At 49.2% G+C, this 15,329-nt stretch carries 21 protein-coding genes; 19 read left to right on the top strand and 2 right to left on the bottom strand.

Going from position 1 to position 15,329, the window contains the following annotated elements:
• The first annotated feature begins 55 nt into the window (after nucleotides 1-55).
• On the top strand, nucleotides 56-430 hold the full coding sequence (locus IPJ70_02660) for a hypothetical protein (GenBank protein QQR82163.1): 375 nt from the start codon (nucleotides 56-58) through the stop codon (nucleotides 428-430).
• 93 nt (nucleotides 431-523) lie between these two features.
• On the opposite strand, the gene IPJ70_02655 is transcribed toward IPJ70_02660, so the two are convergent.
• Complete coding sequence (locus tag IPJ70_02655) at nucleotides 524-928, bottom strand: HIT family protein (GenBank protein QQR82162.1); 405 nt, start codon at nucleotides 926-928, stop codon at nucleotides 524-526.
• Nucleotides 929-1,039: 111 nt separating this feature from the next.
• Here IPJ70_02655 and IPJ70_02650 point away from each other — a divergent pair, with 111 nt between their 5' ends.
• The 9 genes from IPJ70_02650 to IPJ70_02610 all read left to right on the top strand — a co-directional run bounded on the left by IPJ70_02650 (nucleotide 1,040) and on the right by IPJ70_02610 (nucleotide 8,744).
• Nucleotides 1,040-1,447: a helix-turn-helix domain-containing protein gene (locus tag IPJ70_02650; protein QQR82161.1), complete on the top strand. Its 408-nt coding sequence runs from the start codon at nucleotides 1,040-1,042 to the stop codon at nucleotides 1,445-1,447.
• Between the two features lie 59 nt (nucleotides 1,448-1,506).
• On the top strand, nucleotides 1,507-3,231 hold the full coding sequence (gene recJ, locus IPJ70_02645; GenBank protein ID QQR82160.1) for a single-stranded-DNA-specific exonuclease RecJ: 1,725 nt from the start codon (nucleotides 1,507-1,509) through the stop codon (nucleotides 3,229-3,231).
• 80 nt (nucleotides 3,232-3,311) lie between these two features.
• On the top strand, nucleotides 3,312-3,902 hold the full coding sequence (locus IPJ70_02640) for a hypothetical protein (GenBank protein QQR82159.1): 591 nt from the start codon (nucleotides 3,312-3,314) through the stop codon (nucleotides 3,900-3,902).
• A 108-nt stretch (nucleotides 3,903-4,010) separates the two neighbouring features.
• Nucleotides 4,011-4,433 carry a ribonuclease HI family protein gene (locus IPJ70_02635; GenBank protein ID QQR82158.1) on the top strand — a complete coding sequence of 141 codons (423 nt, stop codon included), beginning with the start codon at nucleotides 4,011-4,013 and terminating at the stop codon, nucleotides 4,431-4,433.
• A 96-nt stretch (nucleotides 4,434-4,529) separates the two neighbouring features.
• Entirely contained in the window at nucleotides 4,530-4,823 is a 294-nt protein-coding gene (locus IPJ70_02630) for an MscL family protein (protein QQR82157.1), read from the top strand.
• A 155-nt stretch (nucleotides 4,824-4,978) separates the two neighbouring features.
• Nucleotides 4,979-5,485 (top strand): hypothetical protein, encoded by a 507-nt coding sequence (locus IPJ70_02625; protein QQR82156.1) that lies wholly within the window; start codon nucleotides 4,979-4,981, stop codon nucleotides 5,483-5,485.
• 118 nt (nucleotides 5,486-5,603) lie between these two features.
• Entirely contained in the window at nucleotides 5,604-6,116 is a 513-nt protein-coding gene (locus IPJ70_02620) for a hypothetical protein (GenBank protein QQR82155.1), read from the top strand.
• A 670-nt stretch (nucleotides 6,117-6,786) separates the two neighbouring features.
• Nucleotides 6,787-7,185, top strand: a complete 399-nt coding sequence (locus tag IPJ70_02615) for a hypothetical protein (GenBank protein ID QQR82154.1) — start codon at nucleotides 6,787-6,789, stop codon at nucleotides 7,183-7,185.
• Between the two features lie 80 nt (nucleotides 7,186-7,265).
• A complete protein-coding gene (locus tag IPJ70_02610; protein ID QQR82153.1) occupies nucleotides 7,266-8,744 on the top strand; it encodes a ComEC family competence protein in 1,479 nt (492 codons plus the stop codon).
• Nucleotides 8,745-8,803: 59 nt separating this feature from the next.
• Here the strand turns inward: IPJ70_02610 and IPJ70_02605 are convergent, their stop codons facing one another.
• Nucleotides 8,804-9,403, bottom strand: coding sequence for a hypothetical protein (locus tag IPJ70_02605; GenBank protein QQR82152.1), 600 nt, complete (start codon nucleotides 9,401-9,403; stop codon nucleotides 8,804-8,806).
• A gap of 262 nt (nucleotides 9,404-9,665) precedes the next feature.
• Here IPJ70_02605 and IPJ70_02600 point away from each other — a divergent pair, with 262 nt between their 5' ends.
• From IPJ70_02600 to IPJ70_02560, 9 genes are all read left to right on the top strand, one after another.
• Entirely contained in the window at nucleotides 9,666-10,256 is a 591-nt protein-coding gene (locus tag IPJ70_02600) for a cell wall hydrolase (GenBank protein QQR82151.1), read from the top strand.
• A 195-nt stretch (nucleotides 10,257-10,451) separates the two neighbouring features.
• Nucleotides 10,452-10,823, top strand: coding sequence for a hypothetical protein (locus IPJ70_02595; protein ID QQR82150.1), 372 nt, complete (start codon nucleotides 10,452-10,454; stop codon nucleotides 10,821-10,823).
• Between the two features lie 21 nt (nucleotides 10,824-10,844).
• On the top strand, nucleotides 10,845-11,417 hold the full coding sequence (locus tag IPJ70_02590; protein QQR82149.1) for a hypothetical protein: 573 nt from the start codon (nucleotides 10,845-10,847) through the stop codon (nucleotides 11,415-11,417).
• 183 nt (nucleotides 11,418-11,600) lie between these two features.
• On the top strand, nucleotides 11,601-12,134 hold the full coding sequence (locus tag IPJ70_02585; GenBank protein QQR82148.1) for a hypothetical protein: 534 nt from the start codon (nucleotides 11,601-11,603) through the stop codon (nucleotides 12,132-12,134).
• 85 nt (nucleotides 12,135-12,219) lie between these two features.
• Complete coding sequence (locus tag IPJ70_02580; GenBank protein ID QQR82147.1) at nucleotides 12,220-12,444, top strand: hypothetical protein; 225 nt, start codon at nucleotides 12,220-12,222, stop codon at nucleotides 12,442-12,444.
• A gap of 237 nt (nucleotides 12,445-12,681) precedes the next feature.
• The gene (locus IPJ70_02575; protein ID QQR82146.1) at nucleotides 12,682-12,885 is read left to right on the top strand and encodes a hypothetical protein; all 204 of its coding nucleotides are present in this window, start codon (nucleotides 12,682-12,684) and stop codon (nucleotides 12,883-12,885) included.
• A 219-nt stretch (nucleotides 12,886-13,104) separates the two neighbouring features.
• A complete protein-coding gene (locus IPJ70_02570; GenBank protein QQR82145.1) occupies nucleotides 13,105-13,380 on the top strand; it encodes a hypothetical protein in 276 nt (91 codons plus the stop codon).
• 259 nt (nucleotides 13,381-13,639) lie between these two features.
• Nucleotides 13,640-14,188, top strand: a complete 549-nt coding sequence (locus tag IPJ70_02565; protein ID QQR82144.1) for a hypothetical protein — start codon at nucleotides 13,640-13,642, stop codon at nucleotides 14,186-14,188.
• A 35-nt stretch (nucleotides 14,189-14,223) separates the two neighbouring features.
• On the top strand, nucleotides 14,224-15,321 hold the full coding sequence (locus IPJ70_02560) for a hypothetical protein (GenBank protein QQR82143.1): 1,098 nt from the start codon (nucleotides 14,224-14,226) through the stop codon (nucleotides 15,319-15,321).
• Nucleotides 15,322-15,329: the final 8 nt, after the last annotated feature.

Raw genomic sequence — 15,329 nt, 5'->3', positions numbered from 1 at the left:
AGCATGCTATGCCCCGTGAAGATGTCCGTTTCAAGGCCCTTCGGGGCCTTTCGCTTTGACAGGATTTTATTTTTCAGGTATTCTCCGCAACAGAAGAGTCGTATACAACAGCGCACACCAGTGCGGTGTGCAGAAAGGGGGTGGAATGAAATTCGCGATTACCCTGTGTCATTCGTCGGATTGTTGTCCGACACTCGCGTATGACGAAGGCTTCTTCGTGATCGCGGACGACAATGGTGGAACTGTCCGCCTGAGTCGCGAGGAGCTCGGCGTCCTTCTTGCCGATGCGCCGGGACTGCTTCGGAAGGTTGAGCAGCCGGTGACAGGCGAGAGTGTTCTCGATACCATTTGCGGCGTCGAGGTTCCGGAGAGGTCTCCCATTTTTTCCGATGGGGGTTCGCCGAACAGGGAGTTGTCCAAGGAACCTTAGGTGGTTCTGGGTGACCTGCCTTCGAGATTCCAGACCTGTTGAATACAAAGCCCCGTTCCGCATTCGTGCGGAACGGGGCTTGTTTGTACCTACCTAGAGAGCATTCCGTATTTTTTCTCCCATCTTTTCTATTTCACCTTCAGGATATGGTTTTCCATGCCATAGTGCGAGTCCGTCATCTGTGTAGCGGGGAATGATATGCAGGTGTGTGTGAAAGATTACCTGGCCTGCAGCGGTTTCATTATTTGAAATGATATTGACTCCTTCAGCTCCAATATTTTTTAAGACCACGGCAATTTTTTGTGCAGTATGAATCATGTGTGTAAGGGTATCTGGGTGACTATCCAACACGTTGCGTGAATGTTCTTTTGGTACAACAAGTGTGTGACCTGGATTGCTCGGGTGAAGGTCCAAAAAGGCGAGAGTGTGTTCGTCCTCATACACTTTTTCTGCAGGAATCTCTCCCGAAACGATTTTGCAAAAAATACAGTCTGTCATATACCGATTAGTATAGTCTTTTTATATGGTTCAATACAAGACCACGTTCTTTATATTTCCTTTAGTTTACTACTTTATATTAGTCTGTACCGATATATCGGTACATTATGTATGCCGCACGTTTCAAGAAAAAAGATTTCCGAGAAAGTTCTTCAAACGATTTTTCGTGATTTGGTGCATAACGTATCTCGTGCCAATGAAACAAAGGATGCGCTTTTATTAGTGCACGGACTGCTTACAAAAACCGAACGAATTATGCTTGCAAAACGTCTTGCCGCAATTCACTTGTTATCAAAAGGTGTTCCGGTGAGAAGGGTGAGTGAGATTCTTGGTCTGAGTATTTCAACGGCCCAACGGTTTTCTGCAGCAACGGAATTTAAAAGAATCGCTCAACTTGTTTGCTTTCTTGAAAAGAGAAATTTGCATTTTTGGAAAGATATTGAATATATGTTACGTGCAGGTCTTCCACCGCAAGGTCGGGGTCGATGGCATAGAATATACCGGTTAACTGAAAAATAACTTTGTACCGATATATCGGTACAAAGTCTAGAGTGGTGGGGTGGTATACTAACAATTCCATGAATAACCAACAGGTACAGAAGTATATAGTTGCTGAAAATCCAGACAAGGAGACACGGGGGCAACTTGCTGAGTATTCCGAGCTTATTCAAAAACTCCTATTTCACCGTGGTATTAGGACAAAAGAGGGTGCCCATGCTTTTCTTTCACCGCGATATGACCACGATGGGCATGATCCATTTTTGTTGCGAGACATGAAAAAAGCGATTGAGCGTATTCTGTCGGCTGTAGAGCGTAACGAACATATCGCTCTCTTTTCTGATTTTGATGCCGACGGTATTCCGTCTGCTGTGGTGATGCATGACCTCTTGAAGAAAATAGGATATGAAAATTTCTCTGTCACCATCCCACACCGCAACACAGAAGGGTTTGGACTCAATGAAGATGCTATTTCAACATTCATTGACAAGAAGGTTGGGCTCGTTATCACACTTGATTGTGGAATGGGAGATGTGGTGCACGTTGCTCGGGCGATGGATGCGGGTATTGATGTCATCATTACCGATCACCACATGCAAAATCACGACGTGCCAAAAGCGTATGCGATTGTAAATCCAAACCAAGAGGGAGACGAGTATCCAAACAAAAACCTTTGTGGAGCAGGTGTTGCTTTCAAAATTGCGCAAGCGCTCTTATTGAAGGCAAAAAAAGACATTCCTATTGGTTGGGAGAAATGGTTACTCGACATGGTGGGTATTGCAACGCTCTCTGACATGGTGTCACTGACAGGAGAAAATCGTGTCTTTGCGCACTACGGACTTTTAGTGCTAAAAAAATCACCACGCCTTGGTATTCGCACACTGTTGTCGCACCTCCGAATGAAACAGTATTCACTGACTGAGGATGACGTTGTATTTATGATTACCCCGCGTATTAACGCTGCATCGCGTATGGACGAACCTGAGGCGGCCTTTCAACTTCTCTCAACAACGAACCTCACTGAGGCAGAAAATCTCGTGCGCCACTTGGATTCTATTAACAACGAACGAAAGGGCGCGGTGGCGCAGATGAGTAAAGAGATAAAACAAAAGTTTGAAGAAACACCGCATGAACTTCCGGTTATTGTCGTGGGGAATACACACTGGCGTCCGGGATTGCTTGGGCTTGCTGCAACACACGTAGTGGAAGCGTATGGAAAAAGTGCCTTTGTGTGGGGGCGAGGCGATGCGTCAGTGATTAAAGGTTCAGTACGATCTGATGGTCGTGTTGGTGCGATGGAATTAATGAGTGAGGTGCGACACTTGTTTCTTGAATTTGGAGGACACAAATACTCGGGCGGGTTTTCTATTACAGTTGAAAATCTTATGCTTCTGGAGGCCGCACTTTCAGATGCACATACAAAATTGGCGTCTAAGGAAGTATCTGAGGAAAAAATGACCGTTGATGCAGTGCTTTCTCTCGATGATGTGACACGAGAAGTATACGAAAGTATTTCTCACCTTGCGCCATTTGGGGCAGGTAATCCAAAGCCTGTGTTTGCATTTGAAAACATACTTGTTGATAGGATTGAAATGTTTGGAAAAGAAAAACAACATCTCAAATTACTCTTTAAGACCTCGGGAGGAAAAATGATTTCTGCTGTGAAGTTTTTTGCAAAGGGAAACGAAACCTTGGAACGTGTGTCGGCAGGGCAGTCCATTACACTTCTTGCTTCTATGGAAAAAGAAACATTTGGATACACGAACGGCATCCGATTGAGGATTGTTGACATCCACAAAGAATAAATGTAGATTTTCTGCAGAAGTACCCGACGGCGTTCCGCTCTCGGGATAGAGAAAAGGAGCAGACCGTGTCGTATCATGACATGCTCGGCCGTCTCATCGAATGGATCATGAGAGTCCCGAAGGAGTACCTCGGCACGCTCATGACTCTCGCGGAGAAACTTGCGGGCTCCGAAGGAGTGCGCGTCATAGAGGAGCTCAAGAAGTTCAACCGCGGTGAACTGTGTGGGGTGAAGGCGGTGAAGGTTTTTACCGTCTGGAAGACCATCCGGATCGGCGACCACTTAGGTGTGAAGGGATACCTCGATGCACTCGGTGTTGCTGATCGGAGTGTCTATGATGGAGCGGAGGACATCCACCTCGTAAGGGTTACTCCGCGGAGTGTCGGCTTTACCAAGTCGCCACGCTTCGACATGTTCATCGTGCGTATCCTGAAGCTCGGATTAGAGCCTTGTCCGACCGAAGTCGGTTCGGCACTTCGTCTGGCCTACGACGATCAGCCCAAGGGCGAGTCGATTCGAGTCGCGACGAAGAGCATTATTATCTCGATGGGCGCTTCGTTCGTGCACATCGTCGAGCTCGTCGGGGACGGGCTCGGGCACGTCGACTCCTGGTACAGCCCGAGCAAAGAGCTCAACCTCGACGACGAGTGGGTCCTTCGATATCGCAAGTAGTACTCAATCACTAAGTCCTGGGCCTCAAAATCTTAGGACATAGTCCTCCCGCCCTGCGCATCGCTGTACAGGGCGGTTTCACGTTTTTGGGCATGCTAAAATAGAAAAATGAAATACATCGTATACACAGACGGCGGAGCGCGAGGCAACCCAGGACCTGCGGGAATCGGTTTTGTTATTGTTGAGGACGGAAAAACAATAAAGCGTGGCCACGCGTATATTGGAGAAACAACAAACAATCAGGCTGAATACGAGGCGCTCATTCGCGCGTTTCAAGAGCTTGAATGTATTGTTCCACAGCAGAAGCGGGGAGACGTGCATGTTGAGGTTCGCATGGACAGCGAACTCGTTATCAAACAGCTTCGCCGCGAATACAAAGTGAAAGATGCGGGTCTCAAGCTCCAATTTGCAAAAGTCGGCGCGCTTATTTTGCCGTTTCCAAATGTTACATTCAAACATATTCCACGTGCGCAGAATGCTGAAGCCGATGCACTTGCAAATGAAGCGATGGATAATAAAAATTTTAAATAATTATTAAAAATTTAAATTAGAAGCTCAAAGCACAAAGCTCAAAAAAGAAAGAAATTTTTTGGATTTTGTACTTTGGATTTTGAGCTTATGCATACTATGACTGGATTTATTACATTCATTCGAGAGCAAGGAGTTATTGGTTTGGCTATCGGGTTTATTCTTGGGGGAGCTGTTGGAAAAGTAGTTACATCACTAGTGACAGACGTAGTGAACCCACTTATTGGATTGATATTCGGAAATGTCGCAGGACTTGCCGATATGTCCATTGGGGTCGTGAAGTTGGGAAGTTTCATTTCGGCGCTCATCGATTTCGGCATCATCGCCGCTGTGGTGTATTTTGTGTTTAAAGGATTGAAGATTGATCGGTTTGATGCGAAGAAGGAAGAGTAGGAGGGTAGAAAGTAGTATGTAGGAAGTAGGAGGTAGTATGTAGAAAGTAGGAAGCATATTTTGGAAGAGTGTTGGGTGTCATTGACACCCAACACTCTTTGCTGTATAAAACAACCAGAACATAACGCCCGTCTGTGAACGGGGAAAGGAAAGCCATGAAAACTACGACGAGTCGGGTGTTGTTCTGGAGATTGTGGAGTGTCTTTGCGGTGATGGCTTACATGCAAACAATGATGCCAGTGGAAGAGTTCGGCGTTCTTGGATTGGCGGTGTTAATCTCACTGGCACTCGTATTTTTCTCCTCTCAGACTACGGTCGTGCTTCTGCCGGCGTTTGTGCTGGCTGGTGCACTCATTGGGGGAGTGTTACGATTCGTGCCCTACATTGTAACCACGGACTTGCAGCTGTTCGGGACTCAGGGTAGTTTGGTACAAATTATCACAGCGCTCTTGCTTCTCGTGGCCCTTTTGGTGGATATCACGACCTTGGCGGGCTTCTTCATAAGAGTGTGCTTTTTATTTGGCGCACTCTGGGGGAGTTTCTTGGGTGACTCGAAGATTGTCACTGGTTGGTTAGGTGTTCTCTTGGGCTTCTGGTTACTACTGAAGTTCAGGGAGCAACGCACCGCCAAGCATTCACTTCCAGCGACCTCCACCACCTGACCTCTCGCTCTTTCTGCACCTCGCCCGGGCTCGCTCGTGGCGGGGTTTGTGTATATCAAGAAGAACTTGACACACAGCGCTTTTCTGGCACTGTACATCCAGACCATATACCCCGTCTTTGACGGGAGAGAGGAAGGAAAACGTGAAGATTACGAGTCGGTCGATGTTCTGGGCGTTTGTCGCTGTCGTCCTGATTGCCTGTATGCAGGCGACACTCCCAGTGGGGGAGGTTGTCGCTGTGGGGATGCTTGCGAGTGTCCTCATTCTCGTGGCCGTCATCGAGTTTTGGCTAAGGGAGGGATTTGTATTTGCGCTGGTGTCAGTAATGGGTGCATTTGCCGGGTGGTTCTTTTTGCATCAGGAATTGAGTGATCTGATGCAAATCAAAGCAATGGCATCGATTACATTGGCACTTCTCTGCACCGCCCTTATTGCGGGCGCAATCGATGGCTCTTCAAGGTTTTTCCTGATGACTGGTCACATGTTCGGGTTGTTGTGGGTTACTTTTCTGAACAATCCGAAGATTACTGCAGGTTTGTCGGTATTGCTTCTGTTCGTCTGGGCTGTTCTCCGGCTCAAGGGGTTGCGCGCTGCAAAGCGCCCACTCCCCACGGCCTCGACCACCACCTAACCTCTCGTTCTTTCTTCACCCCGCCCGAGCTCGCTCGTGGCGGGGGTTGTGCGTACCGAGGTGAGCTTGACGTGTAGTTTTGGAAAAGATACTGTGCACGCAGATTATATACCCCGTCTTTGACGGGAGAGAGGAAGGGAAGTCATGAGGATCAGTTGGACGTTGTTCTGGGCGTTCGTTGTAAGCGCTTGCATCACTGCCGTTCAGTTCGCGTTTTCTACTGTTGGGTTTGGAGTGGTAATCGCAATCTCCACTGTACTCGTGGCGGCGGCGTTTCTTTTTCGTTCCAACAATGACTTTCGTGAAGTTGCCTTGGTGTCAGTTGGGGGGCTACTGTTTGGGGTGTTCTTCAGTAGCTTCCCAGACCTCCATGGAGTTGTGATGGCGACTTTAGTGACAGCGTATTGCCTTTACGCAAGTGTATTTTTATTCTTCAGAGACGAGGAGGATGTTTCCTCGATCGTCTCTTGTGGACAATTATTCTCTCTCATGTGGGGGATTATTTTCTCCAGTTGGAAGGTAGCGTTTTTCTGGACTGTGGGGGTTCTTGTTCTTTTGGTGGTGACGCTTTCTTGGGGGTGGTTTGCTTCCAAGTGCTCGCTCGCTACACCGTCCACCACCTGACCTCTCGTTCTTTCTTCACCCCGCCCGAGCTCGCTCGTGGCGGGGGTTGTGTATATATATTTTAAAAAAATATGATTGGAGCAATGCAATCAAGGAGTCGGTACAGGTGACGTTCGTGAAGGTTTGGTCGCCGATTCTGAAGATTGATGGTGTTTGGCGCGATGAGGGATATTTCACCACTCGTGCTGGTGCCGAGATTTACGCGATCGGTATTGGACCCAACGGAACCGATGCAAGCGTTGTCGACCACAACGCTATCAAGTTGGACCACTTGGTTCTTTTGTTGGCGGACGGGAGCAATGCGTTCCCGAAGGACGGAAGTACAATCATTGAGGTTTTTGATCTTCATCATGAAAATGAGGAGCAAGTGAGGGCTGAGCGCCTCATTGAATCGGCAAAGGCAAAGCTTTCCTTGCGAGAGTTCAGTGCCTTGGGAATCAAGTAAGAAAAGTTGTTCGAACACAGAACCGCGGAGGGGTCCGCGGGTTTATTTTTTCTTTATAGCGCGTGTGTATGGTGTGAAGTATGTCTTCGATTTTTGTATATGCAAGTGTTGTTGGGTTTCTTGTTGGTGTTGCTGTGCGATCCCTAATGGTTGTTTCCCTGTGGGTGTACATTTTGTGTGGCGTCCTTGTGTGCATTGCACTTCTCATTTTTTGGCTGAATAGAAAAAAATCGTGGGTACTTGTTGGGTTGTTTTGTTGGGCACTCCTGCTTGGTCTCATTCGTACGCAGTATGCTTTTGCTGAGAGCGCTTCTTTTTTAGATACACAAATTGGCCAAACGACGATTGAGGGAGTGGTGATAGATGAACCAGCGTTTTCTGAGAAATCACAGAAGGTCGTAGTAGAAGTTGCTCACGATACAAAAAAAGAAAAAGTGCTTCTCATTACATCGTTGTACCCTGATTTTGTGTATGGAGATGCCCTCCGTGCTTCGGGCGTACTCAAAACACCAGAAGCATTTATGACGGATACAGGGACGATGTTTGACTATGCTTCATATCTTGCAAAGGAAGGCATTGCGCACCAGATGTTGTATCCGAAGGTTGAAACCATTTCTCGTGGTGGCGGAAATTTTCTCTATAAGGTGTTGTTTTCTTTGCGAAGAACATTTATCAAAACTCTCCACGACCATCTACCCGAGCCACAGGCGACACTTGCAGGCGGTATTTCTATCGGGGCTCAAGATGGGATGGACAAAGAAACAAGTGATATGTTTCGTCGTGTTGGTTTGATTCACATTGTCGTGCTCTCTGGATACAACATTACTGTTGTTGCAGATGGCGTAATGCGGATGCTCGCGTTTCTTCCACGATCGCTCATGCTTTCCGGCGGTGCGCTGGTTGTGGTGTTGTTTACGATAATGACTGGTGCGTCAGCGACGGCGGTGCGTGCGAGCATCATGGCACTTATTGCAATACTCGCACGTGTACTCGGAGAAAAGTATGATATTTCTCGAGCTCTCGCACTCGCGGCGGGAGGGATGGTTGCGTTCAATCCGCGCATTTTACTTTTTGATCCGTCATTTCAACTTAGTTTTTTGGCGACGTTCGGTCTCATACACCTTTCTCCGATCTTAGAGCGTATGTTTGTTCGATTACCAACAGTATTTGCGTTGCGACAAACAGTTGCATCAACGCTCGCAACGCAGACGTTTGTGGTGCCGATGTTGGTATGGAAAACAGGGCAGGTGAGTCTCATTTCGTTACTTGCAAATGTATTGGTATTGCCAAGTATTCCTATTGCAATGTTTTTTTCTGGAGTTCTTGGTGTGATAGGAAGTTTTGTTCCAATACTCGGTGTGGTACTTTCATTTCCAACAACATTTTTTCTTTCTTATGTTGTGGGTGTTGCTCGCGTGCTATCAAAAATCCCATTTGCATCAGTTGAAGTAGGTGTACCGTCTGCGATGGTTGTTGGTGGGGTGTATGTGGTTCTTCTTTTGTGGATATGGATGACCAAAAGCTCAAAGCACAAAACTCAAATTTCAAAAAAGTTTTAAAATAAAATGCCCCGCGTTCGTAACCGAACGCGGGGCACCCTTGTCAAATTTTGTGTTACCTACGCCGTTCTCGCATGTACAAACCACTCGTTTATCTTTGCCCAGTTAAAGTTCTCAAAGTAGGCGTCAACGTACTTTGCCTTGTCGGCTGGTGCGTAGTCCAAAAAGTACGAGTGTTCCCACATATCAAGCATGATAATAGGATGAAGTCCGACGAGATGGCCGAGATGTTGTTCATCAACCCACTGCATCAAGAGGCGATCACCAGCAGGATCGTACAAGAGAGCTGCCCATCCAATACCTCGGGTAAGGGTAAGTGCTTTAAATCGAGCCATGAACTGAGGGATGCTTTCCCATGTCTTAGCTATTTCGAGTGCGAGAGGTGAGTCAGAAGGGAGGGGTTGAGCACCGCCTTCAAGGGCACCAAAGTAGTACTCGTGGTTGCGCATGCCATCAAACTCAAAGGCAAAACGCCTCTGGAGCTCTCCAAGAGCGTAGGCATTCTTCGCAGAATCCTGTGAATACTCCTCAATTTGACTCAGAATCAGGTTTACGTTCTTCACGTATCCTTCGTAGAGCTTAATATGCGTCTCAATTGTCTTCTGGGATAGACCAGAAAGGGTAGGGAGATTGAACTTTTGTGGTTGATAGTCGGTCATAGGGGGTAGTTGGAGGAATATTTTGGCATTTTGCCGAAAAAATTTCCTCAGGTTACTTTTAATAGAAAGAGTATAGCATAATCCAAAAAATGGCTTAACCACAACATTTAATAGGGTATATGTTGACATTACTAAAAAAGTATTTTCTTGTATTGACAAAACGAGACCTGTTGTTATAATGGAGGCACTTCCTTCGGAAGGGCCGTCCCATTGGGCGGCCTTTCGCATTTATGGAAATAAGTGTCAGAAGCGGAGCAATTATATGAAATCAAAAATTCTAGCAAGATACCCAAATATTACAGCTAAAGTATGTGCTTTTGGTCTTATTCATGCCTTAACGTTTGGTACAGGTGTTAACGTTCTCTCTCATCCATCTGTTGTTACAGAAGCAATGGCGGGGGATGAAGTGGTGTCTGCGGTTGATGCCCAAGAAGAAATTCTTTGGTTTGCTCGAGCTATTTACTCGGAAACAAAGGTTCCCTCTGAACAAACACTTGTTGCGTGGGTGATTCGTAACCGCGTTGAATCAAAATACTTCCCTAATACATATAAGGAAGTGGTGTTGCAACCCGGTCAGTTCTCAGGTTTCTCTCAGAACGATGCTCAGTACAGCATTAACTCGACACTTGATTTTGAGGATAGCAATCCTTCGTGGGATAGTGCAGTGGCAATTGCTGAGGCGGTGTATGTTGCCGATCCGGTTCTTCGCCCACTTTCCAAGGATGTATTGCACTTCTATTCACCGATTAGTGTTGTGTACACACCTTCATGGGCGCAAGGACGTGATGCAGATCATGTGGTTCGCGACTCAAAAGGTAACGCGCGCTTCGCTTTCTACGCCGACATTAACTAAACACTCTATTTGAAACCACCCCGCACAGAAATGTGTGGGGTGGTTTTGTTATAGTTACAACACGTAGGTGGGTTGACAAATGTTTTATACTTGCTATAATAGTCGTCAGTTTTGTTGTTTGTAAACCCGATTTCATTCCAACCCATAAGTTCTCCCGTTCCGGGAGAAAGGAGAAGGAAAGCCATGTTCGACACCATGAAGGACGTGCTCAAGTTCATCGTATGGATGTTCCTCGCAGCGACAGTCGTCGCCGTTCTCGGCGCCTACCTGAGCATCTGGAATCTTCCACTCATGAACATTCAGCGGGAGGTCGTCCAGCACAGCCAGCAGTACATCGAGGCTAAGGTCTCGCTTCTGCAGGAGCTACACAACGAGTGGCTCAAGCTCGAGTCGGAGTGCATTGCGCTCTCCGCCAGCATTGACGACTCCATGAGCGTCAAGATCATGGCGGCGAAGCGCGCTCAGCAGAAGGCACTCGTCGACAAGATGCGTTCGGAGGCCGACCTTATTCCGGAAAGTGAAGTTCCGCGTTCCATCACGGTGTTCCTCGCACAGAACGTCTCATAGAACCGTACACAAGGAGAGAACATGAACATCAAGAGACTGTTCGCTGTACTCGCCTGTCCGTTTTTCTTCGTCCTTCTCGCCGGCAACGAAAGCTGTGGAGGCGGTCAGGAGCGGATGGATCGCAAGGTGGTGGATGACCAGCAGGCGCACTACGCTAAGGTTCAACCCATCCCCTTCTTCGATTACTCGATGCCGCGAGACGTGCTCATCCAGATCTACAAGGCGACCGTCTCGGGCAACCGGAGCACCTACACCGTGGTCACTGCGATCACGGGTGAGCTACTCTTCGAATGTCCGTCGGTTGGGCTCGCCATTCCGGTGGATACCCAACTGACGAACCCGCTCAAGCCGGCCTACGAGGACAATCGGCAGAGCGGCATCATCGAGCAGCCGGAACCCAACGGACTCTTCAGCTCGAAAAACACAGACGGAACGTTCGTCTTGTGTGTGGATTTCGATGGTAGCCTTGCCCCTGTTTACACTGAACAGAAGGTGACCACCTTCCCGTTCGCCGTCAAGAAAACGGCGAACGGGTGGGTACGAGCCGACCAAAGGCCGGCGTCAACCATCGTGGAGATTTCCAAGGGTAGGTAGGGATGAAGAATCGGGTGTAGCAGTTCTGCCGGCGAGGGTTTCCCTTGCCGGCAGTTTTTATATACAAAAGAAAAACGGATAGATTATAATGTTGACAAACGCTATATTTTTATATATAACTTAGACCAGAAAAGAAATGGAAACACCCGAACTCTAACAATCAATCAAAGAAAGTGAGGGAGCATGTTACATAACGGAACAGGTAGGTTGAAGTGGAGACACTTCAAGATTCTCGCGCAACCTCTTCTGGTTACTCTCATTGTCTTGAGTGTGTGGTTGTGGCTACATAACCACGGATACTATCAGTCGAAGAACGATAGTGATGAGACAACGAACTCGCTCATTCCATTGCTTGGAACATTCTACGCAATTGTTGCAGGATTCATTCTTATTCGAGTTATCGAAGAAGACGGGCGAATTCATGAATGTGTTGCCGACAATGATGTTGAGCGACTCAATCGTGAGTTAAAGAAAAAGATTCCGCCGTTTGTTCGTGTTCTGCTGGGCGCGTTCACGGGCCTGATTATTGGGGCAACAATCTTCCTTCCGTTTGATAGTGTGTGGAGTGGTATCGAACATGTTGGTGGTACCACCTTTGCGCTCTCTCTCTACTGGATGACAGCACTGACCCTCGACAATCCATTTGCGGTTCCTGGACTACGAAACGTCATTCCAGATGAAATGCGCAAAATGCTTGAAGAGATACGAGACAAGTGAGGTGTGTTGCCGAGGTTTCCAATAGGGAATCTCGGCTTTTTATATAAGATTTCAAAATATTATAATGTTGACAAATACTTTATATATGCTATATTTCTTTTGGATTGTTCCTTATCAACTAGTGACCAAGGAGGAGTTAATGAACAAGAAAGTGGATGGGCCGGTTCTCGAAGAAGGGCCGAACCAAGAAGTTGTTCAGGCGGAGTTGGAGGGGTTCGACAAGACTCTTGTCATCGTGGAGGAGAAGATCGCCGAAGCAGAGATCGAGCTCCAGAAGTTCCTCGGTGCTGTCCCTCTCACGAAGTCATAAGGAGAAGTCAATGAACCGACTCACAAGATTGGTTGCACCCGCGGTACTGTGTTTCGTAGGGCTCCTAAACCTGGGGCTCACGTGGTGGCATGGTGCTTTTCACACGCATCAACTCGAGCATGCGCAATATGTGGAGACGCTTCGTCAAGAGGTGATCGCGCGTGCTTCAGGGAAGTACAGCACTCGAGCGGATGGAGACTTCAATGTCTTCATCCACGCAGTCTCCAATCGACCGAAGTGTTGGATGGAGAACGCGGCCGACTTCGGGGGACGAGTGGTTTGTCCGATTCTGGTGTTTCTCTGCGCTCTCGTCATTACCATGACGCCGAGGAGCTCACCTCATCTTCCGCACCAACTCCAGACAACTTAGTTACTACACCCGTCAAGTTGGCGGCACGCATCGACGAGATTCGCTTTCGCAACGCGAAGCGAGTCGGCTGAAGCATCACCCTACGCGAGATACACAGGCCCCAAACGAACGAGCCCCACAGGCCGATTTGTTCGGGGCTTTTTCGTATTTTAAATCAACACAAAATAGCATGTGTGTCTACTTGACGAATGTTTTAAATTTGCTATACTTGCGACCAGTGAAAAGGCCCGTAACATCGTGTTGCGAGCTTTTTCTTATTCACTGTTCTTTGTCATTACAATGGAAAGGAGGTGATTACTATTCCGCCACCGCAGAAGAAGCGATGGGTGTGTATCGTCCAACGGGTGTACCTCGAAGGACCACATGGCCCGTACGCAGTTGCACAGGCAGAGGAAGACACTCCCGAACTTCAAGGAAGCGTTACTTTTTCTCTCACGCCACCGGTGTGGAAGGAGAAGTCGTTTCCAGAAAGCGGAAGTGCCGTGATTCTCTCGGATGTTCGAGGAAAACGTCGTGGTTGGCGTGCATTCAATGCGCGGCCGAAGCGACCAACCGATCGACTCTGAAGAAGCACGTCAGAAGTCACCGTTCACCAGCATACAGAAACAGCAACAGAATCAGAAAGGAGTAATGAGCGTGAAACTCAGAGATCTCATCCTGGCTCCAACCCCGGAGGAGTTGGAGCGCCGTAAGAGGGAATCGGAGACGCCGTCTTCGACGGTGCCTACACCGACCCCTCGAGCGGCGTCTCCGTCTGGACGCGTGCCGACTTTCGCAAGTCATGCGTCGTCCAGTCCTCCTCCGCCAGTACGTTCCGAGCCGCTCTTGCCGCTCGGAATCGCACCGGCGCGCTTTCAGCAGAAGACATCATCGTCGGTCGCTCCCAAGGAGCCAGATCCGACGTTCTCCGCGAAACTCCGAAAGGACATCGCGGAGAAGGTGACGACCGCAGGACTCGAGGAGTTTCTCACACAGCTCGACGTTATCGACGACGATGTCGCCGACAGACGACAGGCTGTGTCGATGACGCTCAAGTCTCTGGAGCGTGTCCAGAAGATCAGTCGTCAGCAGGTCATCGCATCCGTGCGTGAACGGCTGGCGGTGCTCGAGAATGCGCGTGTCGTATTCGAAGAGCAGATCGCCGAAGAGTCGCAACAGGCGACGGTCAGTCGACGGCAGGCGTTGCAAGACGCTACGTCGCACGTCGCCGATCTCGAGCGTCAGCTCGAAGAGGCGAAGCGGGCGCGAGCCCTTGCCGAGCAGAGCGTCAACGAGCTCTCGAACATGGTCTCGGAAGTCCGGGCCAGATTCGAGAGCGCTCACGAACCGCTGATGTCGGAGTTCTCGCGGCTTCTGTCGGAAGTCAACCAGTAACTAGGTCAACGAAAGCACTGCAAGAAAGGATATTCATGAACCTGCCCTCAGTTCCACAACTCTCCTCGGGCTCGTCGTCCATGAAGGACTTCGTGGCCAAGAAGGAGAAGGTCGTCGGTGCACTCACCCTCGCGGCAATCGTCGCGGCGGTCACCTTCGGCATCGGCCCTCTGGTCCTGCCGAGCATCGTCTCGACGCTCGGCCTCATCAGCACATCGTTCAGCTACATGACGGCGATCGCTATCAAGGCGGCGCTTCTCGGTGGTGCGGTGTGGGTCGCAATCCAACCGGGGACAAGGACTCTCGGATGGCACATCTACCGGCGTCTTGCCAAGAAGATGAGCCTCTGGATTCTTCGTATGAACCCGGCGGAACACGCCAAGTTGTACGCGCACGAGTACCTCGGTACCCAGCTCAACAATTTGGTCAGTGCACTCAGCCGTCTCGTCGCAATCGTCAAAGAGCGTGAGCGAGCGATCGCAGTGACCAAGGAGCAGATCGAGACCGCTCGCAGAACAGCGGAGGCCCTCAAGTCTCGTCACTACGACGATAAGACGGGCCGTTGGAGCAGTGAAGAGAAGTCAGCGCAGTTTCGCGAGGCTTCCTTCGAGTACGAGATGCGGTCCAAGTCGCTCAAGAAGTTCGAGTTCCAACTCGAGCTTCTCAAGAAGCGGCAGGTCGTCCTGGAGAAGTTCGTCCAGGCGTACAAGTTCTACATCAGGATGATCCAACTCACCGTCGAGATCATGACGGCCGAGTTCAAGGCCTCGGAGGAAACCCGAGAGGCCGTGAACATCGTGTCGAGCACGCTCGGTGGTGGGAACAGCCAGGCGGAGTTCTTCGCTCTCTCCATGGAGTACATGGGTGAGCAGATCGCCCAGTCCGAGGCCGAAGTCGAGGTCTTCATGCGGATGACTCCGGAATTCACGGGGTCGTACGAGCTGGAGGGCGACATGGCCGAGGACAAGATGTTCGCCGAACTCTCCAAGATGGACGAGTTCGACGCGAGGGCAACGAACTTGCTGGATCGCGCGGCGTCCGAACAGCGCCTTCTCACCGAAGGTGGTGTCTCCGGTCTCGCGCAGGTCATCACGACCCCGCAGCAACGCGAGCCACTTCTCGTGGCGCGCTGAACAGCACC

Source organism: Candidatus Campbellbacteria bacterium (assembly GCA_016699465.1).
GTDB lineage: Bacteria > Patescibacteriota > Minisyncoccia > Phycocordibacterales > EsbW-18 > EsbW-18.
Note: the sequence above shows the minus strand (reverse complement) of the source record. Positions and strands in the feature narration are given on the sequence as shown.